Origin of the sequence: Serratia sp. CY74737, assembly GCF_052166775.1 — a bacterium.
GTDB lineage: Bacteria > Pseudomonadota > Gammaproteobacteria > Enterobacterales > Enterobacteriaceae > Serratia > Serratia ureilytica.
Genome location: NZ_JBJNOF010000007.1, coordinates 97,398 through 123,717, shown reverse-complemented (window position 1 = coordinate 123,717; position 26,320 = coordinate 97,398). Strand labels below are relative to the sequence as shown.

The window sequence follows — 26,320 nt, the reverse complement described above, 5'->3', positions numbered from 1 at the left end:
GGAAACGCATGAAAGCAGCGCGCCCCGGTAAGTTGAGACGCCAGGAAGATCAGGCCAGCTTTGTCAGCTGGCGTTTTGCGTTGCTGTGCGGCTGCATTTTGCTGGCGATGGTTGGCCTGATGCTGCGCGTCGCGTACCTGCAGGTCATCAACCCCGATCGTCTGGTGAAAGAAGGCGACATGCGTTCGCTGCGCGTGCAGGAAGTGCCGACCGCGCGCGGCATGATCAGCGATCGCGCCGGCCGTCCGTTGGCGGTCAGCGTGCCGGTGAATGCGGTGTGGGCCGATCCGAAAGAGCTGAACGAACGCGGCGGCATTACGCTGGACAGCCGTTGGAAAGCGCTTTCCGATGCGCTCAACATCCCTCTGGACCAGCTTTCCAACCGCATCAACGCCAACCCGAAAGGGCGCTTCGTTTACCTGGCGCGCCAGGTTAACCCGGCGATCGGCGACTACATCCACAAACTCAAGCTGCCGGGGATCTACCTGCGGCAGGAGTCGCGCCGTTACTACCCGGCGGGGCAGGTGACGTCGCACATCATCGGCGTGACCAACATCGACGGGCAAGGCATCGAAGGCGTCGAGAAGAGCTTCGATCGCTGGCTGACCGGGCAACCGGGCGAGAGAACGGTGCGCAAGGACCGCTTCGGCCGAGTGATTGAAGATATCTCCTCCGTTGACAGCCAGGCGGCGCATAACCTGGTGCTGAGCGTCGATGAGCGACTGCAGGCGCTGGTGTATCGCGAGCTGAACAACGCCGTGGCGTTCAACAAGGCCGAATCGGGCACTGCGGTGCTGATCGACGTGAACACCGGCGAAGTGCTGGCGATGGCCAACAGCCCGTCTTACAACCCGAACAACATGGCCGGTACGCCGAAAGAAACCATGCGTAACCGTGCTATCACCGATATTTTTGAACCCGGTTCAACCGTGAAGCCAATGGTGGTGATGACCGCGCTGCAAAACGGCGTGGTGAGAGAAAACAGCGTGCTGAACACCATCCCGTACCGCATTCAGGGCCACGAGATCAAAGACGTGGCGCGGTACTCGGAGCTGTCATTGACCGGGATCTTGCAGAAGTCGAGTAACGTCGGTGTTTCAAAGCTGGCGTTAGCGATGCCGTCCTCAGCGTTAGTAGATACTTACTCTCGTTTTGGGCTGGGAAAAGCGACCAATTTGGGGCTGGTCGGAGAAAGCAGTGGCATATACCCAAAAAAACAACGGTGGTCTGACATAGAGAGGGCCACCTTCTCTTTCGGCTACGGGCTGATGGTAACTCCGTTACAGTTGGCGCGAGTCTATGCAACGATCGGCAGTCTGGGCGTGTATCGCCCATTGTCGATCACCAAGGTTGACCCTCCGGTCGCCGGCGAACGCGTTTTCCCTGAACCTCTGGTGCGTACCGTGGTGCACATGATGGAAAGCGTGGCCTTGCCGGGCGGCGGCGGCGTGAAAGCCGCCATCAAGGGATACCGTATCGCCATCAAAACCGGTACCGCGAAAAAAGTGGGCCCGGACGGCAAATACGTCAACCGATACATCGCTTATACCGCCGGCGTCGCGCCGGCAAGTAACCCCCGTTTTGCCCTGGTGGTCGTCATCAACGACCCGCAGGGTGGGAAATACTATGGTGGCGCAATCTCCGCGCCGGTGTTCGGCGCCATCATGGGCGGCGTATTGCGCACCATGAACGTCGAGCCTGACGCGTTGCCCACCGGTGACAAAAGCGAATTAGTGATTAACAAGAAAGAGGGTTCAGGTGGCAGATCGTAATTTGCGCGACTTACTCGCCCCGTGGGTGCCGACGGCGCCCGGGCGCGCGCTGCGGGAAATGACATTAGACAGCCGTGTGGCGGCTGCCGGGGATCTGTTTGTCGCCGTGGTCGGCCATCAAACGGATGGACGCCGCTATATTCCGCAGGCCATTGCGCAGGGCGTCGCCGCCGTGATCGCCGAAGCTGACGGTCAGGCCGAAGACGGTGCCATCGTTGAGATGCACGGCGTGCCGGTGATCTATCTGAGCCAACTGAACCAGCGCCTTTCCGCGCTGGCCGGGCGTTTTTACCATCAGCCGGGCGAGCGTCTGTGCCTGGTCGGCGTGACCGGCACCAACGGTAAAACCACCACCACGCAGTTGTTGGCGCAGTGGAGCCAACTGCTGGGCGAAACCAGCGCGGTGATGGGCACCGTCGGCAACGGTCTGCTGGGCCAGGTCTGCCCGACCGAGAATACCACCGGTTCTGCGGTGGATGTTCAACACGTATTAAACGACTTGGCGGAACAGGGCGCGACCTTCGCCGCGATGGAAGTCTCATCCCACGGTTTGGTGCAACACCGGGTGGCGGCGCTGCCGTTCGCTGCCGCGGTCTTCACCAACCTGAGCCGCGATCACCTGGATTACCACGGTGACATGGCCAATTACGAAGCGGCCAAATGGTCGCTGTTCGCCGCCCACAATGTGGGGCAGGCGATCATCAACGCCGACGATGAAGTCGGCCAGCGCTGGCTGAGCAAGCTGCCGGATGCGGTGGCGGTGACGATGCAGGGCAATCTGCAGCCGGGCTGTCACGGCCGCTGGCTGAAAACCACGGCGGTCGATTATCACGACAACGGCGCCACGGTTCGGTTCAGCTCCAGCTGGGGCGACGGCGAGATCGAAAGCCGCCTGATGGGCGCTTTCAACGTCAGCAATCTGCTGTTGGCATTGGCGACGCTGCTGTCGCTGGGCTACCCGCTGGAGGCGCTGGTGGAAACCGGCAACCGTCTGCAGCCGGTCTGCGGCCGCATGGAAGTGTTTAACGCGCCGGGCAAACCGACGGTCGTGGTGGATTACGCCCACACGCCGGATGCGCTGGAGAAAGCGCTGGAAGCGGCGCGCCTGCACTGCCAGGGGCAGCTGTGGTGCGTCTTCGGCTGCGGCGGCGATCGCGACAAGGGCAAGCGTCCGCTGATGGGCGGCATCGCCGAGCAGTTCGCCGATCGCGTGGTGATCACCGATGACAACCCGCGTACCGAAGAGCCGCGCGCGATTATCAACGATATCCTGACCGGATTACTGGATGCCGGGCAGGCGCTGGTGATCCACGGCCGCGCCGAAGCGGTGACCAGCGCCATCATGCAGGCGCAGGAGCAGGATGTGGTGTTGGTGGCGGGCAAAGGCCACGAAGATTATCAGCTGGTGGGCAACCGCCGCCTGGATTACTCCGACCGCACGACGGTCGCCCGACTGCTGGGGGTGCTGGCATGATCCCTGTCTCTCTTCAGACACTGGCTGAGGTATTGAGCGCTGAACCGATCGGCGCCGATTGCCAAATTGTCGAGGTGACGACAGACACCCGCAAGGTGACCGCCGGTTGCCTGTTTGTGGCGCTGAAAGGCGAGCGTTTCGACGCTCACGACTTTGCGGCGGATGCCGTAGCCGCAGGCGCCGGGGCGTTGCTGGTCAGTAAGCGCTTATTGGTGGACGTGCCGCAGCTGGTGGTGAAAGACACTCGTCTGGCGCTGGGGCAGCTTGGCGCCTGGGTGCGCCAGCAGGTGCCGGCGCGCGTGGTGGCGCTGACCGGCTCCTCGGGCAAGACATCGGTGAAAGAAATGACCGCCGCCATTCTGCGTGAATGCGGCGAAGTGCTATATACCGCCGGCAACTTCAATAACGACATCGGCGTGCCGTTGACGCTGTTGCGTCTGGAGCCGCAGCATGATTTTGCCGTGATAGAGCTGGGCGCTAACCACATTGGCGAAATTGCTTACACCACCGCATTGACGCGTCCGCAGACCGCTTTGGTGAACAACCTGGCGGCGGCGCACCTGGAAGGCTTCGGCTCGCTGGCTGGCGTCGCTCAGGCGAAAGGTGAAATCTTTACCGGCCTGCCGGCCGACGGCGTGGCGATCATCAACGCCGATAACAACGACTGGCCGCACTGGCAGAGCATGCTGGGCGGCAAAACCGTCTGGCGCTTCTCGCCGCAGGCGGCCGAAGGCGTGGACTTCTTCGCGCACGACGTGCGGGTGAACGGCGCAGGCACGCAGTTTTCGCTGCACAGCCCGTTCGGCACCGCCGAGATCGCGCTGCCGCTGCCGGGGCGCCACAACGTGGCCAACGCGCTGGCGGCCACGGCGCTGGCGATGTCGGTGGGCGCCACCCTCGAAGCGGTGCGTCAGGGGTTGAAACAATTGCAGGCGGTGCCGGGGCGTTTGTTCCCGGTGGCGCTGGCCGAAGGCAAGCTGCTGCTGGACGACAGCTACAACGCCAACGTCGGGTCGATGACTGCGGCGGCGCAGGTGCTGGCGGAGATGCCGGGCTACCGCGTGATGGTGGTCGGCGATATGGCCGAGCTGGGCGCAGAAGCGGAAGAGTGCCACCGTCAGGTGGGTGAAGCCGCCCGCCAGGCCGGGGTCGATAAAGTGATCAGCGTCGGCGGGTTGAGCCGCGTGCTGAGCGAGGCTTCCGGCAATGGCGAACATTATCAGGACAAGACAGCAGTGATCGCGCGCGTGGCGGAATTACTGTCGGAACATGCGGTCATCACCGTGTTAATCAAAGGTTCACGTAGTGCCGCAATGGAGCAGGTAGTACGCGCGTTACAGGAGAAAGCACCATGTTAGTTTGGCTGGCCGAGCATTTGGTCAAGTATTACTCAGGCTTCAACGTCTTTTCTTATCTGACGTTCCGAGCCATTGTCAGCCTGCTGACCGCGCTGTTCCTGTCGCTGTGGATGGGCCCGCGGGTGATCAAGCGTCTGCAAGAAATGTCCTTCGGCCAGGTGGTGCGTAACGACGGCCCCGAGTCGCACTTCAGCAAGCGCGGCACGCCGACCATGGGCGGCATCATGATCCTGACCTCCATCACCATTTCGGTGCTGATGTGGGCCTACCCGTCCAACCCGTATGTCTGGTGCGTGCTGTTTGTGCTGGTGGGTTACGGCATCGTCGGTTTCGTCGATGACTACCGCAAGGTGGTGCGTAAGGACACCAAAGGACTGATCGCCCGCTGGAAGTATTTCTGGCAGTCGGTGATTGCGCTGATTGTCGCATTCGCCATGTACGCCGTAGGAAAAGACACGCCAGCCACCGAGCTGGTTGTGCCGTTCTTTAAGGACGTGATGCCGCAGCTGGGCCTGCTGTACATCCTGCTGGCCTATTTCGTCATCGTCGGCACCAGCAACGCGGTCAACCTGACCGACGGCCTGGACGGCCTGGCGATTATGCCGACGGTATTCGTGGCGGCCGGTTTCGCGCTGGTGGCCTGGGCGACCGGTAACATGAACTTCGCCAACTACCTGCATATTCCGTATCTGCGTCATGCCGGTGAGTTGGTGATCGTCTGCACCGCCATCGTCGGCGCCGGCCTTGGGTTCCTGTGGTTCAACACCTACCCGGCTCAGGTATTTATGGGCGACGTCGGTTCGCTGGCGCTGGGCGGCGCGCTGGGCACCATCGCGGTGCTGCTGCGCCAAGAGTTCTTGTTGGTGATCATGGGCGGCGTATTCGTGGTAGAGACGCTGTCGGTGATCCTGCAGGTGGGATCGTTCAAGCTGCGCGGACAACGCATTTTCCGCATGGCGCCGATTCACCACCACTATGAATTGAAAGGCTGGCCGGAGCCGCGCGTGATCGTGCGCTTCTGGATCATTTCGCTGATGCTGGTGCTGATTGGCCTGGCAACGCTGAAGGTGCGTTAATCATGGCAGACTATCAGGGTAGAAAAGTCGTCATCATCGGGTTGGGCCTCACCGGCCTGTCCTGTGTCGATTTCTTCATGGCGCGCGGCGTGACGCCGCGCGTGATGGATACCCGTATCGCGCCGCCAGGGTTGGACAAACTGCCTGAAAGCGTGGAGCGCCATCTGGGCGATCTGAACCAGGACTGGCTGCTGGCGGCGGATCTGATCGTCGCCAGCCCGGGCGTCGCGCTGGCGACCCCGGCATTGAGCGCCGCGGCTGACGCCGGCGTGGAAATCGTCGGCGACGTCGAACTGTTCTGCCGCGAGGCGCAGGCGCCGATCGTGGCGATTACCGGCTCCAACGGCAAGAGCACCGTCACCACCCTGGTGGGCGAGATGGCGAAAGCCGCCGGTTGGGCGGTGGGCGTGGGCGGCAATATCGGCCTGCCGGCGCTGAGCCTGTTGCGCCAGGAATGTCAGCTTTATGTGCTGGAGCTGTCCAGCTTCCAGCTGGAAACGACGCATAGCCTGCGGGCGGCGGCGGCGACCATCCTGAACGTGACCGAAGATCATATGGATCGCTATCCGTTCGGCCTGCAGCAGTATCGCGGCGCCAAGCTGCGCGTGTATGAAAACGCCGCGGTGTGCGTGGTGAACGCGGACGATGCGCTGACCATGCCGTTGCGCGGCGCCGACGAACGCTGCGTTAGCTTCGGGGCGGACGTGGGCGACTATCACCTGAACCGTCAGCAGGGCGAAACCTGGCTGCGGGTGCGCGGTGAGAAGGTGCTGAACACGCGCGAGATGAAGCTGACCGGCCGCCACAACTACACCAACGCCCTGGCGGCGCTGGCGTTGGCGGATGCGGTCAATATCCCGCGTGCCTCCAGCCTGAAGGCGTTGACCACCTTCACCGGCCTGGCGCACCGCTTCCAGCTGGCCTGGGAGAACAACGGCGTGCGTTGGATCAACGATTCCAAAGCCACCAACGTCGGCAGCACCGAAGCGGCACTGAACGGCCTGCAGGTGGACGGCACGCTGCATCTGCTGCTGGGCGGCGACGGCAAGTCCGCCGATTTCTCGCCGCTGGCGCGCTATCTGCAGGGCGACAACGTGCGGCTGTATTGCTTTGGCCGCGACGGCGCCCAACTGGCGCAGCTGCGGCCGGAAGTGGCGACGCTGACCGAGACCATGGAGCAGGCGATGCGCACCATCGCCGGCCGCGTACAGCCCGGCGATATGGTGCTGTTGTCGCCGGCCTGCGCCAGTCTCGATCAGTTCCGTAATTTTGAAGTGCGCGGCGATGAGTTCGCCCGCCTGGCGCAGGAGCTTGGCGGATGAAACTACGCTTGCCGAACTTCGGGCTGACAGAACGGCTGAAAGACTGGGTGACCGGCGCGCGCGACAACGACGCGGTCAACATGGTGCTGTACGATCGCACCCTGCTGTGGCTGACCTTCGGGTTGGCGATCATCGGCTTCGTGATGGTGACCTCGGCGTCGATGCCGATCGGCCAACGCCTGGCGGACGATCCGTTCTTGTTCGCCAAACGCGATGCGCTGTACCTCGGCCTGGCGTTCGGCCTGTCGTTGGTGACGCTGCGCATCCCGATGGAAGTTTGGCAGCGCTACAGCAACGTGATGCTGCTGATGTCGATCGTGATGCTGCTGATCGTCCTGGTGGTGGGGAGCTCGGTGAACGGGGCCTCGCGCTGGATCGCGCTCGGCCCGCTGCGTATTCAGCCAGCGGAGCTGTCCAAGCTATCGCTGTTCTGCTACCTGGCGAGCTATCTGGTGCGCAAGGTGGAAGAGGTGCGCAGCAACTTCTGGGGCTTCTGTAAGCCGATGGGCGTCATGGTGGTGCTGGCGGTGCTGCTGCTGGCGCAGCCGGATCTCGGCACCGTGGTGGTGCTGTTCATCACCACGCTGGCGATGCTGTTCCTGGCCGGCGCGAAAATGTGGCAGTTCCTGGCGATCATCGGCTCCGGCGTGTTCGCCGTGGTGCTGCTGATTATCGCGGAACCGTACCGTATGCGCCGCGTGACCTCGTTCTGGAACCCGTGGGCCGACCCGTTCGGCAGCGGCTACCAGTTGACCCAGTCGCTGATGGCGTTCGGCCGCGGCGAGTTCTGGGGGCAGGGGCTCGGCAACTCGGTGCAGAAACTGGAGTATTTGCCGGAAGCGCACACCGACTTCATCTTCTCCATTTTGGGTGAAGAACTGGGCTATATCGGTGTGGTTTTAGCCCTGTTAATGGTATTCTTCGTCGCTTTTCGCGCGATGTCCATCGGGCGCCGCGCGCTGGAGATCGACCAACGCTTCTCCGGCTTCCTGGCCTGCGCGATCGGCGTGTGGTTCAGCTTCCAGGCGCTGGTTAACGTCGGCGCCGCCGCGGGCATGCTGCCGACCAAAGGTCTGACGCTGCCGCTGATCAGTTACGGCGGCTCGAGCTTGCTGATTATGTCGACGGCGATTGTGCTGTTGCTGCGAATTGATTATGAAACGCGCCTGACCAAGGCTCAGGCGTTTGTGAAGAGGTAAGGGATGAGCGGGAAACCTAAGCGTTTAATGGTGATGGCAGGCGGTACCGGCGGGCACGTGTTCCCGGGGCTGGCGGTCGCGCATCATCTGATGGCGCAGGGCTGGCAGGTGCGCTGGCTCGGAACCGCAGACCGAATGGAAGCCGATCTGGTGCCGAAGCACGGGATCGAGATTGATTTTATCCGCATCTCCGGCCTGCGCGGCAAGGGCCTGAAGGCCCAGTTGACGGCGCCGCTGCGGATCTGGCAGGCGGTGCGGCAGGCGAAAGCCATCATGCGCAGCTATCAGCCGGATGTGGTGCTGGGGATGGGCGGTTACGTTTCCGGCCCCGGCGGCCTGGCGGCCTGGCAGTGCGGCATCCCGGTGGTGCTGCACGAGCAGAACGGCATCGCCGGCTTGACCAACCGCTGGCTGGCGCGCATCGCCGCCAAAGTGATGCAGGCCTTCCCCGGCGCGTTCCCGAACGCCGAGGTGGTGGGCAACCCGGTGCGCACCGACGTGTTGGCGCTGCCGTTGCCGGCGGAGCGGTTGCAAGGGCGCGAAGGCCCGATCCGCGTGCTGGTGATTGGCGGAAGTCAGGGCGCCCGCGTGCTGAATCAGACAGTTCCTGAAGTCGCGGCGCGTTTGGGCGATAGAATTACGCTCTGGCATCAGGTTGGCAAGGGCGCGCTGGAAACGGTGCTGCGCGACTACGAGAGGGTAGGGCAGACGCAGCACAAGGTGACCGAGTTCATCGACGACATGGCCGCCGCCTATGCCTGGGCCGACGTGGTGGTCTGCCGCTCCGGCGCGTTGACCGTCAGCGAAATCGCGGCGGCGGGGCTGCCGGCGATCTTCGTGCCGTTCATGCACAAGGATCGTCAACAGTACTGGAACGCACGCCCGCTGGAAGAAGCCGGCGCGGCGAAGATTATCGAACAGCCGCAGTTCAACGCCGATGTGGTGGCCGAACTGCTGGCGAGCTGGGATCGCAAGACGCTGCTGGCCATGGCCGAGAAAGCGCGCGCGGTCGCCATTCCGGACGCCACCGAGCGCGTGGCGGCGGAGCTGGTGCGGCTCGCCAAGTAACGAGTGCAGGGGTTCGGCGCGCCGAACCTGAATAAAAGCAATGTGATGTAGGGCCGGGGTACCGGATCCGGATTAGAGAGAGTGATGAATACACAACAACTGGCGAAACTACGTACTATCGTGCCCGAGATGCGTCGCGTCCGGCACATTCACTTTGTCGGCATCGGTGGCGCCGGCATGGGTGGTATCGCCGAAGTGTTGGCAAACGAAGGGTATCAGATCAGCGGCTCCGACCTGGCGCCGAATCCGGTGACCCAGCAGTTGAGCGCGCTCGGGGCGACGATTTATTTCAATCACCGTCCGGAAAACGTGCTGGATGCGAGCGTGGTGGTGGTATCTACCGCCATCTCCGCCGACAACCCGGAGATCGTCGCCGCCCGTGAAGCGCGCATCCCGGTGATCCGCCGCGCTGAAATGCTGGCGGAGCTGATGCGTTTTCGCCACGGCATCGCTATCGCCGGCACGCACGGCAAAACCACCACCACGGCGATGGTCTCGAGCATTTACGCCGAAGCCCGCCTGGACCCGACCTTCGTTAACGGCGGGCTGGTGAAGGCGGCGGGCACCCACGCACGATTGGGGTCCAGCCGTTATCTGATCGCGGAAGCGGATGAGAGCGATGCGTCGTTCCTGCATCTGCAGCCGATGGTGGCCGTGGTCACCAACATCGAAGCCGACCACATGGACACCTACCAGGGCGACTTCGAGAACCTGAAGCAGACGTTTATCAATTTCTTGCACAACCTGCCGTTCTACGGTCGCGCGGTGATGTGCATCGACGATCCGGTGGTGCGTGAGCTGCTGCCGCGCGTGGGTCGTCATATCACCACCTACGGCTTCAGTGAAGATGCCGACGTGCGCATCGAAGACTACCGGCAGATTGGGCCGCAGGGGCACTTTACCCTGAGCCGTCAGGACAAACCGTTGCTGACGGTGACGCTGAACGCGCCGGGCCGCCACAATGCGTTGAACGCAGCGGCGGCGGTGGCGGTAGCGACCGAAGAAGGCATCGACGACGAAGATATCCTGCGCGCGCTGGCGGGCTTCCAGGGCACCGGGCGCCGCTTCGATTTCCTCGGCGAGTTTCCGCTGGAGCCGGTTAACGGCAAAACGGGCAGCGCGATGCTGGTGGACGATTACGGCCACCATCCGACCGAAGTGGACGCCACGCTGAAGGCGGCGCGCGCCGGTTGGCCGGACAAGCGTCTGGTGATGATCTTCCAGCCGCACCGCTACACGCGCACCCGCGATCTGTACGACGATTTCGCCAACGTGCTGTCGCAGGTGGATGTGCTGCTGATGCTCGACGTGTACGCCGCCGGCGAAGCGCCGATCCCGGGCGCGGACAGCCGCTCGCTGTGCCGCACCATCCGCAGCCGCGGCAAGCTGGATCCGATCCTGGTTTCCGATGCCGATACCGTGCCGGAAACGCTGGCGCAGCTGTTGCAGGATGAAGACCTGGTGCTGGTGCAAGGCGCCGGCAACGTGGGCAAAATCGCCCGTAAACTGGCCGAGCTGAAGCTGCAGCCGCCGAAGAAAGAGGAGGAGCACCATGGCTGATAAAGTTGCAGTTCTGCTGGGTGGCACCTCCGCTGAACGTGACGTTTCTCTGCAGTCCGGCGCCGCGGTGCTGGCCGGCTTGCGCGAAGCCGGTATCGATGCGCATGGCGTCGATACCCGCGATTTCCCGGTGACCCAGTTGAAAGAGCAGGGGTTCACCAAAGTGTTTATCGCGCTGCACGGCCGCGGCGGCGAGGACGGCACCCTGCAGGGGCTGCTGGAGTTCCTCGAGTTGCCTTATACCGGCAGCGGCGTGATGGCCTCGGCGCTGACCATGGACAAATGGCGCACCAAGATGGTGTGGCAGTCGATGGGCCTGCCGGTGGCGCCTTACGTGGCGCTGAATCGCCAGCTGTATCTCGGCGCCGAAAAAGCGGCGCTGCTGGCGCGCGTGGCGGATCTCGGTCTGCCGGTGATCGTCAAGCCGAGCCGTGAAGGCTCCAGCGTCGGCATGAGCAAGGTCACCGAAAGTGCGGCGTTGGCAGCGGCGCTGGAAGAAGCCTTCCGCCATGACGACGATGTGCTGGTGGAGAAGTGGTTGAGCGGCCCGGAATACACCGTGGCGATGCTGGGCGACCAAGTGTTGCCGTCGATCCGCATCCAGCCGGCCGGCGTGTTTTACGACTACCAGGCCAAGTACATTTCGGACGATACGCAGTACTTCTGCCCGAGCGGTTTGAGCGCCGAGCAGGAAGCCGAGATGGCGGCGTTGGCGCTGCGCGCCTACCGCGGTCTGGACTGCAGCGGCTGGGGCCGCGTCGACGTGATGCAAGACAGCGATGGCAGCTTCTATCTGCTTGAGGTGAACACCTCTCCGGGCATGACCAGTCATAGCCTGGTGCCGATGGCGGCGCGCCAGTTTGGATTAAGCTTCTCGCAGCTAGTGGCGAGAATTTTGGAGTTGGCCGACTGATATGTCGCAAGCTGCCCTGAATGCGCGCGATCGCGAGGTGGATAACGGCCCGCGCCGCAGCAATGGAACCCAGTTGGCGGGAATGATTTTCCTGCTGATGGTGTTGGGAACGGTCGTGTGGAGCGGTTGGGCGGTGCTTGGCTGGATGAAAGACGCCAGTCGCCTGCCGCTCTCAAGGCTGGTGGTGACCGGCGAACGCCATTACACCACCAACGATGATATTCGTCAGGCGATCCTGGCGCTGGGCGCGCCCGGCACCTTTATGACGCAGGATGTGGACGTCATCCAGCAGCAGATCGAACGTCTGCCGTGGATCAAGCAGGCCAGCGTGCGCAAACAATGGCCGGATGAGCTGAAGATCCATCTGGTGGAGTACGTCCCGGTGGCGCGCTGGAACGATTTGCACATGGTGGACGCCGAGGGCAAAGCGTTCAGCGTGCCGGCGGAGCGGGCGGGCAAGCAGAAGTTGCCGCTGCTCTACGGGCCGGAAGGGAGCGAGCAGGATGTGCTGGAAGGCTATCGGGCGATGAGCGCCACGTTGGCGGCCAGCAAATATACGCTGAAAATGGCGGCGATGACCGCGCGCCATTCCTGGCAGCTGGCGCTGGACAACGATGTCCGGCTTGAGCTGGGGCGCGATGACCGCAACGGGCGTTTGCAGCGGTTTATCGAGCTTTACCCGGTATTGCAGCAGCAGGGCCAGGCGGAGAGCAAGCGTGTCAGCTATGTCGATCTGCGCTACGAGTCCGGCGCTTCGGTAGGGTGGGCTCCGGTGTTGGTCGATCCGCAGGCGCTTGGCGGTCAGCAAAACAGTAATCAGCAACAGAATCAGGCACAGGCAAAACAACAATGATCAAGTCGACGGACAGAAAACTGGTAGTTGGACTGGAGATCGGTACTGCAAAAGTCTCCGCGTTGGTAGGGGAAGTTCTGCCCGATGGCATGGTCAACATTATCGGGGTGGGCAGCTGCCCGTCTCGCGGCATGGATAAGGGCGGCGTAAACGACCTGGAGTCGGTGGTGAAGTGCGTACAGCGCGCCATCGATCAGGCCGAGCTGATGGCGGACTGCCAGATCTCGTCGGTGTACCTGGCGCTGTCGGGCAAACACATCAGCTGCCAGAACGAAATCGGCATGGTGCCTATCTCGGAAGAGGAAGTGACGCAGGACGACGTGGAGAACGTGGTGCACACCGCCAAATCGGTGCGCGTGCGTGACGAACACCGCATCCTGCACGTGATTCCTCAGGAATACGCCATCGATTATCAGGAAGGCATCAAAAACCCGGTTGGGCTGTCCGGCGTGCGCATGCAGGCCAAGGTGCATCTGATTACCTGCCATAACGATATGGCGAAGAACATCGTCAAGGCCGTGGAACGTTGCGGCCTGAAAGTTGACCAACTTATTTTCGCCGGTCTGGCCGCGAGCTACGCGGTGCTGACCGAAGATGAACGCGAACTCGGCGTTTGCGTGGTGGATATCGGCGGCGGCACCATGGATATGGCGGTGTACACCGGCGGTGCGCTGCGCCACACCAAAGTGATCCCTTACGCCGGGAACGTGGTCACCAGCGATATCGCTTACGCCTTCGGCACGCCGCCGACCGACGCGGAAGCGATTAAAGTTCGACACGGTTGTGCGCTTGGGTCGATTGTTAGCAAGGATGAGAATGTAGAGGTGCCTAGCGTCGGGGGACGTCCTCCGCGCAGTCTGCAAAGACAGACGCTGGCTGAAGTCATTGAGCCACGCTACACCGAACTGTTGAATCTGGTTAACGATGAAATTTTGCAATTGCAGGAGCAACTGCGTCAGCAAGGGGTGAAGCATCATCTGGCGGCAGGTATCGTGCTGACCGGTGGCGCCGCCCAGATTGATGGCCTGGCAGCCTGTGCGCAACGGGTGTTCCACACCCAGGTACGCATCGGCCAACCCTTGAACATCACGGGTCTGACGGATTATGCGCAGGAGCCTTACTACTCGACGGCGGTAGGTCTGCTGCACTATGGAAAAGAGTCTCACCTGAGCGGTGAGACAGAAGTAGAAAAACGCGCCTCGGTGGGCAATTGGTTTAAACGCATCAATAGCTGGCTGAGAAAAGAGTTTTAATGTTTCAACAAAGAGATCATGCTGAGTAATCTTTTTATGATCTCGCAGCGACAGGCACAAAACGGAGAGAAACTATGTTTGAACCAATGGAACTAACCAATGACGCGGTGATTAAAGTCATCGGCGTCGGCGGCGGCGGTGGCAACGCCGTTGAACACATGGTGCGCGAGCGCATCGAAGGTGTTGAATTCTTCGCTGTGAACACGGACGCCCAGGCGCTCCGCAAAACGGCGGTTGGCCAAACCATCCAGATTGGTAGCGGTATTACCAAAGGTCTGGGTGCGGGCGCGAACCCGGAAGTGGGTCGCAATTCAGCGGAAGAAGACCGCGAAGCCCTGCGCGCAGCGCTGGACGGCGCAGACATGGTCTTCATCGCGGCCGGCATGGGCGGCGGTACCGGTACCGGTGCGGCGCCAGTGGTGGCTGAAGTAGCTAAAGATTTGGGTATTCTGACCGTGGCCGTGGTGACCAAGCCTTTCAACTTCGAAGGCAAGAAACGCATGGCATTCGCGGAGCAGGGTATCGCTGAACTGTCCAAACACGTGGACTCGCTGATCACCATCCCGAACGACAAGCTGTTGAAAGTTCTGGGTCGCGGCATTTCCCTGCTGGACGCGTTCGGCGCGGCCAACGACGTGCTGAAAGGCGCGGTGCAGGGTATCGCCGAGCTGATCACCCGTCCGGGCCTGATGAACGTCGACTTCGCCGACGTGCGCACCGTGATGTCCGAAATGGGCTACGCGATGATGGGTTCCGGTGTGGCTTGCGGTGAAGACCGTGCCGAAGAAGCGGCCGAAATGGCGATCTCCAGCCCACTGCTGGAAGACATCGACCTGTCCGGCGCGCGCGGCGTACTGGTCAACATCACCGCCGGCTTCGACCTGCGTCTGGATGAGTTCGAAACCGTGGGTAACACCATCCGTGCGTTCGCTTCCGACAACGCCACCGTGGTTATCGGTACCTCGCTGGATCCGGAAATGAACGACGAACTGCGCGTAACCGTGGTTGCAACCGGTATCGGTATGGACAAGCGTCCTGAAATCACCCTGGTGACCAATAAGCAGGCCAGCCAGCCGGTGATGGATCACCGTTATCAGCAGCACGGCATGTCGCCTCTGCCGCAGGAAGTGAAACCTGCCGCGAAGGTGGTCAACGACCAAGCTGCGCAGCCGAATAAAGAGCCCGACTATCTTGATATTCCAGCCTTCCTGCGTAAACAGGCAGACTAAGAATATCCTGAGAATTTGGAATCTCCGCTCTTTGTGCTAAACTGTCCCGCCAGCCATGCTGTATGCTTGGCTGGTAGGATGGATAACATTGCGAGATAAAACGATGATCAAACAAAGGACATTAAAACGTATTGTTCAGGCGACTGGCGTCGGTTTGCATACCGGCAAGAAAGTCACGCTGACAATGCGCCCAGCGCCGGCTAATACCGGGGTCATCTATCGTCGCACTGACTTGAATCCACCGGTTGATTTTCCGGCTGATGCAAAATCCGTGCGTGATACCATGCTCTGTACTTGCCTGGTGAATGAGCATGACGTGCGTATTTCGACCGTTGAGCATCTTAACGCCGCGCTGGCTGGGCTGGGCATCGACAACATCGTCATCGAAGTCGACGCCGCTGAAATCCCAATCATGGACGGCAGCGCCAGTCCGTTCGTGTTCTTGCTGCTGGATGCCGGCATCGAAGAACTGAACTCGGCGAAGAAATTCCTGCGTCTGAAAGAGACCGTACGCGTTGAAGATGGCGACAAGTGGGCCGAGCTGTCCCCGCATAACGGGTTCCGCCTGGACTTCACCATCGACTTCAACCACCCGGCCATCGACGCCAGCTCTCAGCGCTATCGTCTTGATTTCTCGGCTGAGTCGTTCGTGCGTCAAATCAGCCGCGCGCGCACCTTCGGGTTCATGCGTGATATCGAATACCTGCAGTCCCGCGGCCTGGCCCTGGGCGGCAGCTTCGACTGTGCCATCGTGGTAGACGACTACCGCGTGCTGAACGAAGACGGTCTGCGTTTCGAAGACGAATTCGTACGTCACAAAATGCTGGACGCCATCGGCGACCTGTTCATGTGCGGCCACAACATCATTGGCGCGTTCACCGCGTTCAAGTCTGGCCACGCGCTGAACAACAAACTGCTGCAGGCCGTGCTGGCCAAGCAGGAAGCGTGGGAATACGTGACCTTCCAGGACGAAGCCGAAATGCCATTGGCATTCAAGGCACCGTCTACCGTATTGGCGTAAGGTCTGCATTCCTCGCCTGCGAATAACGGCAGGCGCATCCCCTGAGAGCCTGAGAATTCAGGCTCACGATGGTGTGGTGCTGGCTGTCCGGTATTTTGCAGTCCGTGTCGCTGATTACTTATCACGACTGGTTGTGTTGGTACCCTCTCCGGCCAATGCAGCCAGCCGTTCCAATATCTTGCGCAGTTTCTCTGGGCTACGGCTCGCCAATCCCCTCAGCTCTTCCGCACTCTCCAGACTCAAATGCCGCATCGGCACGGGTTTTTCCGGCGCTTTTTCGGCGTTTTGCACCTGGTTGCTGCCTTTCGCCATCAAGGCCGGATTAATCCTGATGTCGATCGACGACAATGATGGTAGAATTTGCGCTCGTAGTGCAGACAGCAAAGCGGGTTGTTCGTAGCGCAAGCGCATCATCCAACTGGCATTTGCCGTTTCGAGCACTAAAATACCCTGTCGGAAATTCGCGACGCGGCACCAGGGATGCAGGGGAGCGGGCAACAGGCCTTTCACTGCACGGTTAAGCTTGAGCAGCGCCACCGCGCGTTGCTGGACGTTATGCAGCGGCCCTTTGCTGCCGGCAGACGCGTCGTCGAACAGGACATCTAATAATTGTGGACGGCTATCGCGCATAATGGGCTCCGGCGGATTATAAACTCGTGATCGGTATTCTAAATCGTTGGCGACAATTTGGCAGACGTTATTTCTGGCCCCATCTCCTGTTAGGGATGGTTGCGGCCACGCTTGGCGCGCCTTCCAATTTGTCCGGCGCACCCGATCAGGCCGCATTGCCGAGCACATCGTCCAGCCTTAACCGGCAAAATTCGGCCAACGGCACCTTCAACAGCCTGGCCCTGCTGCAGGACGCGCATCGCCGTCCTACCTTCAGCGTAGATTATTGGCAGCAACATGCGCTGCGTACCGTCATTCGTCACCTCTCTTTCGCGCTGGCGCCGCAGGCGGTTTATGCGCGGGTGCAGGAGAGCGAAGCCGAAGCGGAACCCCCTTTGCAGGTAGCGCAACTGGCGCTGCTTTCTACTCTCAACGCGCTGCTGACGCACGAGCCGAAGCCGCCGACCATCATTCGCCACACCCACCTTGAGGTGCTGCCAACGCTGGCGCGGCACCAGACCGGCCTGTGGGTGGCGCAGGTGCAGGGCATTCGCGCCGGGCCCGTCGCCCTCGTCTGATCTCGCCCTTTGGGCACAAAAACCATAAATAATAGCAAGTTGACTGCCGCGCTCGGCGGTCATGACAGAGATATCAAACATCATGTTAGTGAAATTATTAACCAAAGTTTTTGGCAGCCGTAACGATCGTACCCTGCGCCGCATGCGCAAAGTGGTTGAGCAGATCAACCGCATGGAACCGGACATGGAAAAGCTGTCCGATGACGAGTTGAAAGCGAAAACCAACGAATTCCGCGCGCGCCTGGAGAAAGGCGAATCGCTGGAAAGCCTGATCCCGGAAGCCTTCGCCGTGGTGCGTGAGGCGAGCAAGCGCGTGTTCGGCATGCGTCACTTCGACGTGCAGCTGCTGGGCGGCATGGTACTGAACGACCGCTGCATCGCCGAGATGCGCACCGGTGAAGGTAAAACCCTGACCGCGACGCTGCCGGCTTATCTGAACGCCCTGAGCGGCCGCGGCGTGCACGTCGTGACCGTCAACGACTATCTGGCGCAGCGCGACGCCGAAAACAACCGTCCGCTCTTCGAGTTCCTCGGCCTGAGCATCGGCATCAACCTGCCGGGCATGCCGGCGCCGGCCAAGCGCGAAGCTTACGCCGCCGACATCACCTACGGCACCAACAACGAGTACGGCTTCGACTACCTGCGCGACAACATGGCGTTCAGCCCGGAAGAGCGCGTGCAGCGCAAACTTCACTATGCGCTGGTGGATGAGGTGGACTCCATCCTGATCGATGAAGCGCGTACGCCGCTGATCATCTCCGGCCCGGCAGAAGACAGCTCGGAGATGTACATCAAAGTCAACAAGCTGATCCCTAAACTGATCCGCCAGGAAAAAGAAGACTCCGACACCTTCAAAGGTGAAGGGCACTTCTCGGTGGACGAGAAGGCGCGTCAGGTACACCTGACCGAACGCGGTCTGATCCTGATTGAAGAGATGCTGGTGGAGGCCGGCATCATGGATGAAGGCGAATCGCTGTACTCGCCGACCAACATCATGCTGATGCACCACGTTACCGCCGCGCTGCGCGCCCACGTGCTGTTCACCCGCGACGTGGACTACATCGTGAAAGACGGCGAAGTGATCATCGTCGATGAGCACACCGGCCGTACCATGCAGGGCCGCCGCTGGTCCGACGGTCTGCACCAGGCGGTGGAAGCCAAAGAAGGCGTGGAGATCCAGAACGAGAACCAGACGCTGGCTTCTATCACCTTCCAGAACTACTTCCGTCTGTACGAGAAGCTGGCCGGGATGACCGGTACCGCCGATACCGAAGCCTTCGAATTCAGCTCGATCTACAAGCTGGACACGATCGTGGTGCCAACCAACCGTCCGATGATCCGTAAGGATATGCCGGATCTGGTGTACATGACCGAGAAAGAGAAGATCGGCGCCATCATTGAAGACATCCGAGAGCGTACCGCCAAAGGCCAGCCGGTGCTGGTGGGGACCATCTCGATCGAGAAATCCGAAGTGGTGTCCCGAGAGCTGACCAAAGCGGGCATCGACCACAAGGTGTTGAACGCCAAATTCCACGCCATGGAAGCGGACATCGTCGCCCAGGCCGGCCAGAGCGGTGCGGTGACCATCGCCACCAACATGGCGGGTCGTGGTACCGATATCGTGCTGGGCGGCAGCTGGCAGGCCGAAGTGGCGCTGCTGGAAGAACCGACCGAAGAGCAGATCGAAGCCATCAAAGCCGCCTGGAAAGAGCGCCACGACGCGGTGCTGGCGGCGGGCGGCCTGCATATCATCGGCACCGAGCGCCATGAATCGCGCCGTATCGATAACCAGCTGCGCGGCCGTTCCGGTCGTCAGGGCGACGCCGGTTCATCCCGCTTCTACCTGTCGATGGAAGATGCTCTGATGCGTATCTTCGCCTCGGATCGCGTGTCCGGCATGATGCGTAAACTGGGCATGAAAGAAGGCGAAGCGATTGAGCACCCGTGGGTGACCAAGGCGATCGCCAACGCGCAGCGCAAAGTGGAAAGCCGCAACTTCGATATCCGTAAGCAACTGCTGGAATACGACGACGTCGCCAACGATCAGCGCCGCGCCATCTACAGCCAGCGCAACGAATTGCTGGACGTGTCCGACGTGAGCGAAACCATCGCCAGCATCCGCGAGGACGTGTTCAAGAGCACCATCGACAACTACATCACGCCGCAGTCGCTGGAAGAAGAGTGGGATATTCAGGGGCTGGAAGAGCGCCTGAAGAACGACTTCGATCTGGAGATGCCGATTGCCCAGTGGCTGGACAAAGAGCCGGAGCTGCACGAAGAGACGCTGCGCGAACGCATTCTGGAGAACGCCAAAGAGCAGTACCTGCGTAAGGAAGAAGTGGTCGGCAGCGAAATGATGCGCAACTTCGAGAAGGGCGTGATGCTGCAGACGCTGGATTCCCTGTGGAAAGAGCACCTGGCGGCGATGGACTACCTGCGTCAGGGCATCCACCTGCGCGGCTATGCGCAGAAGGATCCGAAGCAGGAGTACAAGCGCGAATCCTTCAACATGTTCGCCACCATGCTGGAATCGCTGAAATATGAAGTGATCAGCGTGCTGAGCAAGGTACAGGTGCGGATGCCGGAAGAGGTGGAAGCGCTGGAACAGCAGCGCCGTGAAGAGGCCGAGCGCCTGGCGCAGCAGCAACAGCTGAGCCACCACGACGAGAACGCGCTGGTGACCGAAGATCCGAACGCGCCGGCGACCGCCGAGCGCAAAGTGGGCCGCAACGATCCTTGCCCATGCGGTTCCGGCAAGAAATACAAGCAGTGCCACGGCCGCCTGCAGTAATGCCGGCCGCGGTTGACCGATAATACCCGGGGGTTCAGCTTGCTGAGCCCCTGTTTTTTGGCACCCATCAGGAGGGTGAGATGAAACATCTGAATATCGCCGTGGGCATCATCCGCAATGCTCAACGGGAGATCTTTATTACCCGCCGCGCCGCTGACGCGCACATGGCCGGATTTTGGGAGTTTCCCGGCGGCAAGATCGAACCGGGTGAGACGCCGGAACAGGCGCTGAGCCGCGAGCTGCGTGAAGAGACCGGTATCGAAGCCGAGCGGGCCGAACTGCTGGAGGTGGTGGAACATCGCTTCAGCGATCGCATCGTGACGCTGAATTTTTATCTGGTGGAGCATTGGGCGGGCGAGCCGTTTGGCCGTGAGGGGCAGCCGATGCGCTGGGTAAAACAGGCGGAGCTGCGTGAAGACGAGTTCCCGGAAGCCAACGCCGGCATTATCCAACTGCTGGTGGCGCAGGCTGGTGCCGCGCAATAACACTATCGGCCTGGCGTGCGCCAGGCCTTCAATCGGCGATTAGCGGTCGTCGAGTTCGCTCCAGTCCTCACTTTCCGACAGATCGCTGTTGCTCGGAATGCGCTTCTCTTCATCGGCCCACTCGCCAAGATCGATCAGCTGGCAGCGCTTGCTGCAAAACGGCCGGAACGGGCTGACTTCGCCCCAAACCACGCCGGTGCCACAGGTTGGGCATTTCACTACGGTCGTCATAACGGTTCCTTACGCCTTCTGGCGGTGCTGAGAAGGCTTGCTTTCATGAGTTCAACAACAGGCCAGTTCGAACGTCAGGCGTTCAGGCACCATGCCATGTTCGCTGTCCAACGGCAGGAAACGAATGGCATAACGCGTCTTGTGGCCGGAAATTTGCGGATAAAGCTGCGGCGCCAGATGAAGGCGCAGGCGCAGCAGGTCCGCCCCTTCGGCGTTGTCCTGGAAAAAGCCGTTCAGACTGATTTGATTGCGGAACGGCCCCGACTGACGGATCAGATCCAGCACCATGATCAGCGCCTGGTTCAGCGGATCCAGCGACTGCAGCCAGGCGGCGACGTCGGCATCGCGATCCTGCTGCGGCGCATGCATCCACATGTGCAGGGTCGGCAAATCGAAGCTGCAGCAGCCGCCGGGAATGTTCAGACGCTGGCGCACCAGGCCGATCAGCCGGTCTTCACGCAGTGCCTGACCGAGGCGCGGTGCCGCCATCAGCGCCGATGAACGCGACTTCAACTGGCCGCGCAACTGCTCGATCAGCGCCATATCCACGCCCGGCACATCGGCCCAGGCCAACAGTTTTTGCTGCTGACGCTCCAGCTCTTTGAGCAGTTCGGTGCGTACCTCGCCGCGCTCCAGTACGTCCAGCAAATCGGAGACGGTGCGGAAAAAGGTAAGGGCGATGGCGGTTTCGCTCAGGGCGCGCTGGCCGTGCAGCTGTTGCAGTAAAAACTCGATGCGCAGCCAGGTACGCATTTTTTCGTTCAGCGGGTGTTCAAAGAGAACGGTTGGGGAAACATCACTCATGCAGTTTAATCCTGTTGGGGCGCTGTTGCCGCCAGTTCAAGGTAGCGACGATGCAGTGCGGCGACCCGTGGCTCTATCCCCTGAGCGGCGTCGCTGTTGTCAATAATGTCATCCGCCACGGCGAGGCGCTGCTGGCGCGTGGCCTGGGCGGCGAGAATGCTCTGCGCTTGCTCGCGGCTGATGCCGTCGCGCGCGATGGTGCGAGCCAACTGGGTTTCGGTGTCGACGTCGATCACCAGCACCCGATCGGCGCGATCCTGCAGGCCGTTTTCCACCAGCAGCGGCACGACCCACAGCGCGTACGGGCTGGCCGCCTGCGCCAGTTGGCGTTGGGTCTCGCGGTGTATCAGCGGATGCAGCAGTTGGTTCAGCCAGGTTTTATCATCGGGGTGGCTGAAGATGCGCTGACGCAGAGCAGCGCGGTTGAGCACGCCGTCCGGCAGCAACATTTCATTACCAAATCGCTCGGCGATCGCGGCCAGAGCAGGGGTGCCCGGCTCAACGACCTGACGGGCGATCACGTCGGCATCGACAATGGCTGCGCCGTGGCGCGCAAAGGCGTTCGCAACGGTCGTTTTGCCGCTGCCTATGCCCCCGGTCAACGCAACAATGTAGGCCATGGTGTTAGGTGCATCCGATGTTCATAAAAAAATAATAGACGAATCATAAAGCGATCGCGCAGAAGTGCAAGTCGGCAGGCGGCGCTTGCGCCTCGGCCCCGTTTGGACGGCGAGAAAAAGCGCAGCGGCACGGCAGAAATGAGCGGGCAATCACACTGCGATTATGCAGGTAAATTTGTCGGATTGTAGCGTAAATAAAGGCGAATTCGCAGTCTTGTTCGGCGATTATTAGCGCGTATTATAACGTCACTGGAACTGGCATTAATCTCGCCGTCATCTTTCCGCGCCACGGGAAAGCCGTCGGGCAGAGGTTCGAATATCCTCCTTGCGATCCGTCGCCATTAACCAGGAAATCATAAGTCATGCGTATTGAAGAAGATTTGAAGTTAGGCTTTAAAGACGTGTTGATCCGCCCTAAGCGTTCCACGTTGAAAAGCCGTTCCGAGGTTGAACTGGAACGTCAGTTTACCTTCAAGCATTCAGGTTGCAGCTGGTCCGGCGTGCCGATTATCGCCGCCAACATGGACACGGTGGGCACCTTCCGCATGGCCGAGGCCCTGGCTTCTTTCGATGTTCTCACCGCCGTACACAAACATTACAGCGTCGAGCAATGGGCTGACTTCGTGCAGCGCATGCCGGAATCGGTGCTGCGCCACGTGATGGTGTCCACCGGCACCTCAGAAGCCGACTTCGCCAAAATGCAGCAGATCCTGGCTCTGTCTCCGGCGCTGAAATTCATCTGTATCGACGTGGCCAACGGCTACTCTGAACACTTCGTCGCCTTCCTGCAGAAAGCGCGCGAAGCCTGCCCGAATCACGTCATCTGCGCCGGCAACGTAGTGACCGGCGAGATGGTGGAGGAGCTTATCCTCTCCGGCGCCGACATCGTTAAAGTCGGCATCGGGCCGGGATCGGTATGCACCACCCGCGTGAAGACCGGCGTGGGCTATCCGCAGCTGTCGGCGGTGATCGAATGCGCCGATGCGGCCCACGGGCTGGGCGGCCAAATCGTCAGCGACGGCGGCTGCTCGGTGCCGGGCGATGTCGCCAAAGCCTTCGGCGGCGGCGCGGACTTCGTGATGCTGGGCGGTATGCTGGCCGGCCACGACGAGTGCGAAGGCACCGTGGTGGAAGAGAACGGCGAGAAATTCATGCTGTTCTACGGCATGAGCTCCGAGTCAGCGATGAAGCGCCACGTCGGCGGCGTGGCGGAGTATCGCGCGGCCGAAGGCAAAACCGTCAAGCTGCCGCTGCGAGGCGAGGTGGAGTTCACCGTGCGTGATATCCTCGGCGGCCTGCGTTCCGCCTGCACCTACGTCGGCGCCGAGCGTTTGAAAGAGCTGACCAAGCGCACCACCTTTATCCGCGTGGCGGAGCAGGAAAACCGCGTCTTCGGCAGCAAATAAGCCGCACCTTGCATTCGGGCGCAGCGCACCGCGGCGCCCGCTATCCTTTTACCCTTATCCCAACACGCTGCCCAGTTGAAAGATAGGCAGATACATGGCGATCACCAAAGCGCCGACAATCCCACCTACCACTAGCATCAGCAGCGGCTCCAGCGTTTGCGCCAGCGTATCGGCCAGCTCGTGCGTCTGCCGTTCATACCACTGTGCCAATTTATCCAGCAAGGCGTCCAGCGAGCCGGACTCTTCGCCCACCCGCACCAACTGCCGGCACAGCGGCGGAAACAGCGGTTGCAGGGCCAGGGCATGATGAAAGGCTTCGCCTTCGGCGATCTGCCGTTGCACCTGCTCCAGCGCCTGTTTGTACAGCAGATGGTCAGCCGCCAGCGCCGCCGCGTTCAACCCTTCCACCAGCGTCAGCCCGGCGCGTTGGGTCATGGTCAGGATGCGAAATGTTTGGCTCAGCGCGCCGCCGCTCACCAGCCGGGCGATCAGCGGCAGGCGCAGCAAGAGTGCCTGTTCACGTCTGCGCCACGGCGGGCGCGGGTGCAGCCAGCGGCCATAGCCGAACAGCGACGCGCCCAGCAGCAGCGCCAGATAGGGGCCGGTGGCGATCAACTGCGCAGACAACGCCAGCAACCCTTGGGTAAACCAGGGCAGCGGCGCATCGAACGATTGATAAACCTTAGCGAATTCCGGCAGCACCATCACCAGCATCAACACGCTGACCATCAGCGCCACCGCGCAGATGAAGAGGGGATAACGCAGAGCTTTGGTCACCTTGCGGCGCAGCAGCAACTGGGCCTCCTGTTGTTGCGCCAGCTGCAGGCAGCAGCGATCGAGGTTGCCGGTCAGTTCACCGATGGCGATCAGCTGGCGATAGATCAGGGGAAAAATCCCCGGTTGTTCGGCGAGGGTTTCGGAAAGCGGTTGCCCTTCGCGCACCTGGTCGGCCAGCTGGCGCAACAGGCAGCGCCAGGCTGCCGAAGGATGCTCTGCTGCCAGCAACTGCAGCGCATTGACCAGCGGCAACCCCGCCTGCAGCAGAGTGGCGAGCTGGCGGGTGAAGTGGATTAGCGGTTCTCCACGCCATTGGCCGGGCGTAACGCGTTTGCCGTGCCCGATTCGGCACGGTTGCAGGCCTTGTTCGATCAGCAACCGGCTCACCTGCCGTTTTTCCCCGCTCATCAGTTCGCCGCGGCGTAAGGCGCCCTGTGCGTCGAAAGCCTGCCAAAGAAACAGCCGGCGCGCTTTCATGGTGCGGCTATGCCAGGCTGGACGACGTCGATCACGCGGTACAGTTCTTCCAGCGAGGTCGTGCCTTCGGCGGCCAGCGCCAGGCCCGCTTGCAGCAGCGAAAGCTGCCCCTGTTCGCGGGCGATATCCGCTAGCAGACTGGGAGCGGCGTTCGCCAGCAATGCCGCCTGTATTTCCGGCGTAATGGCCAACAGTTCATATACGCCGATGCGCCCATAGTAACCGCCGAAGCAATGCTCGCAGCCATCGGCGCGCCAGACAGTGAGCGGTTCCGGCCAGATCGCGCTGGGAAAATGCGTCGGCTGGCTGTGCGGATAGCGGCAGTGGCGGCACAGTCTGCGCACCAACCGCTGCGCGACGATCAGCTTCAGACAGCCGGCGAGCAGGTAGCCGGGGATCCCCATGTGCATCAGCCGCGTCAGGGTTTCGCCGGTGGAGTTGGTATGCAGCGTCGACAGCACCAGGTGGCCGGTTTGCGCGGCCTTGACCGCGATCTCGGCGGTTTCCGCATCGCGGATCTCGCCGATCATGATGACGTCTGGATCCTGGCGCAGCAGGGCGCGCAACACCCGGGCGAAGCTCAGCTCGGTTTTGGCGTTGATCTGGGTCTGATTAACGCCGAACAGCGGGATCTCGACCGGATCCTCGACGCTGCACAGGTTGCTCTGCGCATCGTTCAACTGGCGCAGACCGCTGTACAGCGTCACCGTTTTGCCGCTGCCGGTCGGGCCGGTCACCAGGATCAACCCTTGCGGGCAGGCCAGCGCCGTCGCGTAGCGCGCCAGATCCGCCCGGCTCATGCCTAACTGATCCAGCGGCAGTTCTTGTTGCTCGCCCTGCTGAACGCGCAGCACCACCTTTTCGCCGTGCAGCGTCGGCAGAGTGGCGATACGCATGGCATAGCGCGCGCTGTCCAGCGTCAGGCTGAGCTGCCCGTCCTGAGGCTGACGGCGCTCGGCGATATCCAACTGGCCGAGGATCTTCAGCCGGGCGATGAGGCGCGCGGCCAGCTGCGGCGGCGGTGAGGTGAGGGTTTGCAGCACGCCGTCGATGCGCAGACGAATGCGAAAATGCTGCCGAAAAGGCTCGAAGTGGATGTCCGAGGCGCGGCGCTGGATGGCCAGGCGTAGCGTCTGGTTGATGAATTGCACCACCGGCGCATCGCCGTCGTCGGGGTAGGCGATGTCGGTTGTGTCCTCTTCGGCCGCCAGCGGCGCCGAGAGCGGCTCGTGGCGCTGGTTAAGCGCCAGCTCCAACCTGGCCGCCGGCCATTGTTCCAGATGGATGCGTTTGCCGGTGGCGAAACGCAGCGCCGCCAGCAGCCCCTGCGGCGCTTCTTCGCTGAGCGCGACCGTCAGGGTGGTCGGGTCCTCGCTCAACGCCAGCGCCTGATAGCGCCGACACAGGGTGTGAACCTCTTCGCTGATTTGCGCGTTCATCGCCG

Annotated in this window: 23 protein-coding genes and 1 pseudogene; 18 read left to right on the top strand and 6 right to left on the bottom strand. The window is 61.5% G+C overall.

The window, feature by feature from the left end; translation table 11 throughout:
• The first annotated feature begins 8 nt into the window (after positions 1-8).
• The 13 genes from ACJ8PE_RS11925 (at position 9) to lpxC (ending at position 16,098) form a co-directional block, all read left to right on the top strand.
• Entirely contained in the window at positions 9-1,772 is a 1,764-nt protein-coding gene (locus ACJ8PE_RS11925) for a peptidoglycan glycosyltransferase FtsI (RefSeq protein WP_004932790.1), read from the top strand.
• A complete protein-coding gene (murE, locus tag ACJ8PE_RS11920; protein ID WP_197793028.1) occupies positions 1,759-3,246 on the top strand; it encodes a UDP-N-acetylmuramoyl-L-alanyl-D-glutamate--2,6-diaminopimelate ligase in 1,488 nt (495 codons plus the stop codon). Before ACJ8PE_RS11925 ends, murE begins: the two co-directional genes overlap by 14 nt.
• The gene (gene murF / locus ACJ8PE_RS11915) at positions 3,243-4,604 is read left to right on the top strand and encodes a UDP-N-acetylmuramoyl-tripeptide--D-alanyl-D-alanine ligase (RefSeq protein WP_197760820.1); all 1,362 of its coding nucleotides are present in this window, start codon (positions 3,243-3,245) and stop codon (positions 4,602-4,604) included. The genes murE and murF overlap by 4 nt, the downstream gene beginning before the upstream one ends.
• A complete protein-coding gene (gene mraY, locus ACJ8PE_RS11910) occupies positions 4,598-5,680 on the top strand; it encodes a phospho-N-acetylmuramoyl-pentapeptide-transferase (protein WP_004932782.1) in 1,083 nt (360 codons plus the stop codon). Before murF ends, mraY begins: the two co-directional genes overlap by 7 nt.
• A 2-nt stretch (positions 5,681-5,682) precedes the next feature.
• Entirely contained in the window at positions 5,683-7,002 is a 1,320-nt protein-coding gene (murD, locus tag ACJ8PE_RS11905; RefSeq protein ID WP_197793027.1) for a UDP-N-acetylmuramoyl-L-alanine--D-glutamate ligase, read from the top strand.
• Positions 6,999-8,201: a cell division protein FtsW gene (ftsW, locus tag ACJ8PE_RS11900; protein ID WP_015376649.1), complete on the top strand. Its 1,203-nt coding sequence runs from the start codon at positions 6,999-7,001 to the stop codon at positions 8,199-8,201. Before murD ends, ftsW begins: the two co-directional genes overlap by 4 nt.
• A 3-nt stretch (positions 8,202-8,204) precedes the next feature.
• Positions 8,205-9,269, top strand: coding sequence for an undecaprenyldiphospho-muramoylpentapeptide beta-N-acetylglucosaminyltransferase (murG, locus tag ACJ8PE_RS11895; protein WP_004932773.1), 1,065 nt, complete (start codon positions 8,205-8,207; stop codon positions 9,267-9,269).
• 84 nt (positions 9,270-9,353) lie between these two features.
• Entirely contained in the window at positions 9,354-10,829 is a 1,476-nt protein-coding gene (gene murC, locus ACJ8PE_RS11890) for a UDP-N-acetylmuramate--L-alanine ligase (protein WP_094143818.1), read from the top strand.
• Positions 10,822-11,742, top strand: coding sequence for a D-alanine--D-alanine ligase (locus ACJ8PE_RS11885; protein WP_033651670.1), 921 nt, complete (start codon positions 10,822-10,824; stop codon positions 11,740-11,742). The genes murC and ACJ8PE_RS11885 overlap by 8 nt, the downstream gene beginning before the upstream one ends.
• Before the next feature lies 1 nt (position 11,743).
• A complete protein-coding gene (ftsQ, locus tag ACJ8PE_RS11880) occupies positions 11,744-12,595 on the top strand; it encodes a cell division protein FtsQ (RefSeq protein ID WP_004932761.1) in 852 nt (283 codons plus the stop codon).
• Complete coding sequence (gene ftsA / locus ACJ8PE_RS11875; protein ID WP_004932758.1) at positions 12,592-13,848, top strand: cell division protein FtsA; 1,257 nt, start codon at positions 12,592-12,594, stop codon at positions 13,846-13,848. The genes ftsQ and ftsA overlap by 4 nt, the downstream gene beginning before the upstream one ends.
• A 74-nt stretch (positions 13,849-13,922) precedes the next feature.
• Positions 13,923-15,077 (top strand): cell division protein FtsZ, encoded by a 1,155-nt coding sequence (gene ftsZ, locus ACJ8PE_RS11870; protein WP_004932757.1) that lies wholly within the window; start codon positions 13,923-13,925, stop codon positions 15,075-15,077.
• Positions 15,078-15,180: 103 nt separating this feature from the next.
• On the top strand, positions 15,181-16,098 hold the full coding sequence (lpxC, locus tag ACJ8PE_RS11865; RefSeq protein ID WP_004932754.1) for a UDP-3-O-acyl-N-acetylglucosamine deacetylase: 918 nt from the start codon (positions 15,181-15,183) through the stop codon (positions 16,096-16,098).
• Positions 16,099-16,212: 114 nt separating this feature from the next.
• Here lpxC and ACJ8PE_RS11860 read toward each other — a convergent pair whose 3' ends face one another.
• Positions 16,213-16,728, bottom strand: coding sequence for a DUF721 domain-containing protein (locus ACJ8PE_RS11860; RefSeq protein WP_004932751.1), 516 nt, complete (start codon positions 16,726-16,728; stop codon positions 16,213-16,215).
• 26 nt (positions 16,729-16,754) lie between these two features.
• Here ACJ8PE_RS11860 and secM point away from each other — a divergent pair, with 26 nt between their 5' ends.
• The 3 genes from secM (at position 16,755) to mutT (ending at position 20,561) form a co-directional block, all read left to right on the top strand.
• Positions 16,755-17,285, top strand: coding sequence for a secA translation cis-regulator SecM (gene secM, locus ACJ8PE_RS11855; RefSeq protein ID WP_033641856.1), 531 nt, complete (start codon positions 16,755-16,757; stop codon positions 17,283-17,285).
• An 82-nt stretch (positions 17,286-17,367) separates the two neighbouring features.
• Entirely contained in the window at positions 17,368-20,076 is a 2,709-nt protein-coding gene (gene secA / locus ACJ8PE_RS11850) for a preprotein translocase subunit SecA (protein ID WP_042783690.1), read from the top strand.
• A gap of 80 nt (positions 20,077-20,156) precedes the next feature.
• Entirely contained in the window at positions 20,157-20,561 is a 405-nt protein-coding gene (mutT, locus tag ACJ8PE_RS11845; protein ID WP_042783691.1) for an 8-oxo-dGTP diphosphatase MutT, read from the top strand.
• Between the two features lie 39 nt (positions 20,562-20,600).
• Here mutT and yacG read toward each other — a convergent pair whose 3' ends face one another.
• Both yacG and zapD read right to left on the bottom strand, forming a co-directional pair.
• The gene (yacG, locus tag ACJ8PE_RS11840; RefSeq protein ID WP_025301578.1) at positions 20,601-20,792 is read right to left on the bottom strand and encodes a DNA gyrase inhibitor YacG; all 192 of its coding nucleotides are present in this window, start codon (positions 20,790-20,792) and stop codon (positions 20,601-20,603) included.
• Between the two features lie 51 nt (positions 20,793-20,843).
• Positions 20,844-21,584 (bottom strand): annotated as a pseudogene (gene zapD, locus ACJ8PE_RS11835) (cell division protein ZapD); the annotation flags it as partial.
• On the opposite strand from zapD, the gene ACJ8PE_RS11830 reads away from it, so the two are divergent.
• Positions 21,472-21,702 (top strand): hypothetical protein, encoded by a 231-nt coding sequence (locus ACJ8PE_RS11830; RefSeq protein WP_227414610.1) that lies wholly within the window; start codon positions 21,472-21,474, stop codon positions 21,700-21,702. The pseudogene zapD and the gene ACJ8PE_RS11830 sit on opposite strands and share 113 nt — an antisense overlap.
• Here ACJ8PE_RS11830 and coaE read toward each other — a convergent pair.
• Positions 21,602-22,216: a dephospho-CoA kinase gene (coaE, locus tag ACJ8PE_RS11825; protein WP_197793026.1), complete on the bottom strand. Its 615-nt coding sequence runs from the start codon at positions 22,214-22,216 to the stop codon at positions 21,602-21,604. The genes ACJ8PE_RS11830 and coaE overlap by 101 nt on opposite strands.
• A 362-nt stretch (positions 22,217-22,578) precedes the next feature.
• Between coaE and ACJ8PE_RS11820 the strand changes: the two genes are divergently transcribed.
• Positions 22,579-23,622 carry a GMP reductase gene (locus ACJ8PE_RS11820; protein WP_015376656.1) on the top strand — a complete coding sequence of 348 codons (1,044 nt, stop codon included), beginning with the start codon at positions 22,579-22,581 and terminating at the stop codon, positions 23,620-23,622.
• Between the two features lie 54 nt (positions 23,623-23,676).
• Here ACJ8PE_RS11820 and hofC read toward each other — a convergent pair whose 3' ends face one another.
• Together hofC and gspE are read right to left on the bottom strand one after the other, a co-directional pair.
• Positions 23,677-24,876, bottom strand: coding sequence for a protein transport protein HofC (gene hofC, locus ACJ8PE_RS11815; RefSeq protein ID WP_197793025.1), 1,200 nt, complete (start codon positions 24,874-24,876; stop codon positions 23,677-23,679).
• Complete coding sequence (gspE, locus tag ACJ8PE_RS11810) at positions 24,873-26,315, bottom strand: type II secretion system protein GspE (RefSeq protein WP_197760809.1); 1,443 nt, start codon at positions 26,313-26,315, stop codon at positions 24,873-24,875. Before gspE ends, hofC begins: the two co-directional genes overlap by 4 nt.
• Positions 26,316-26,320: the final 5 nt, after the last annotated feature.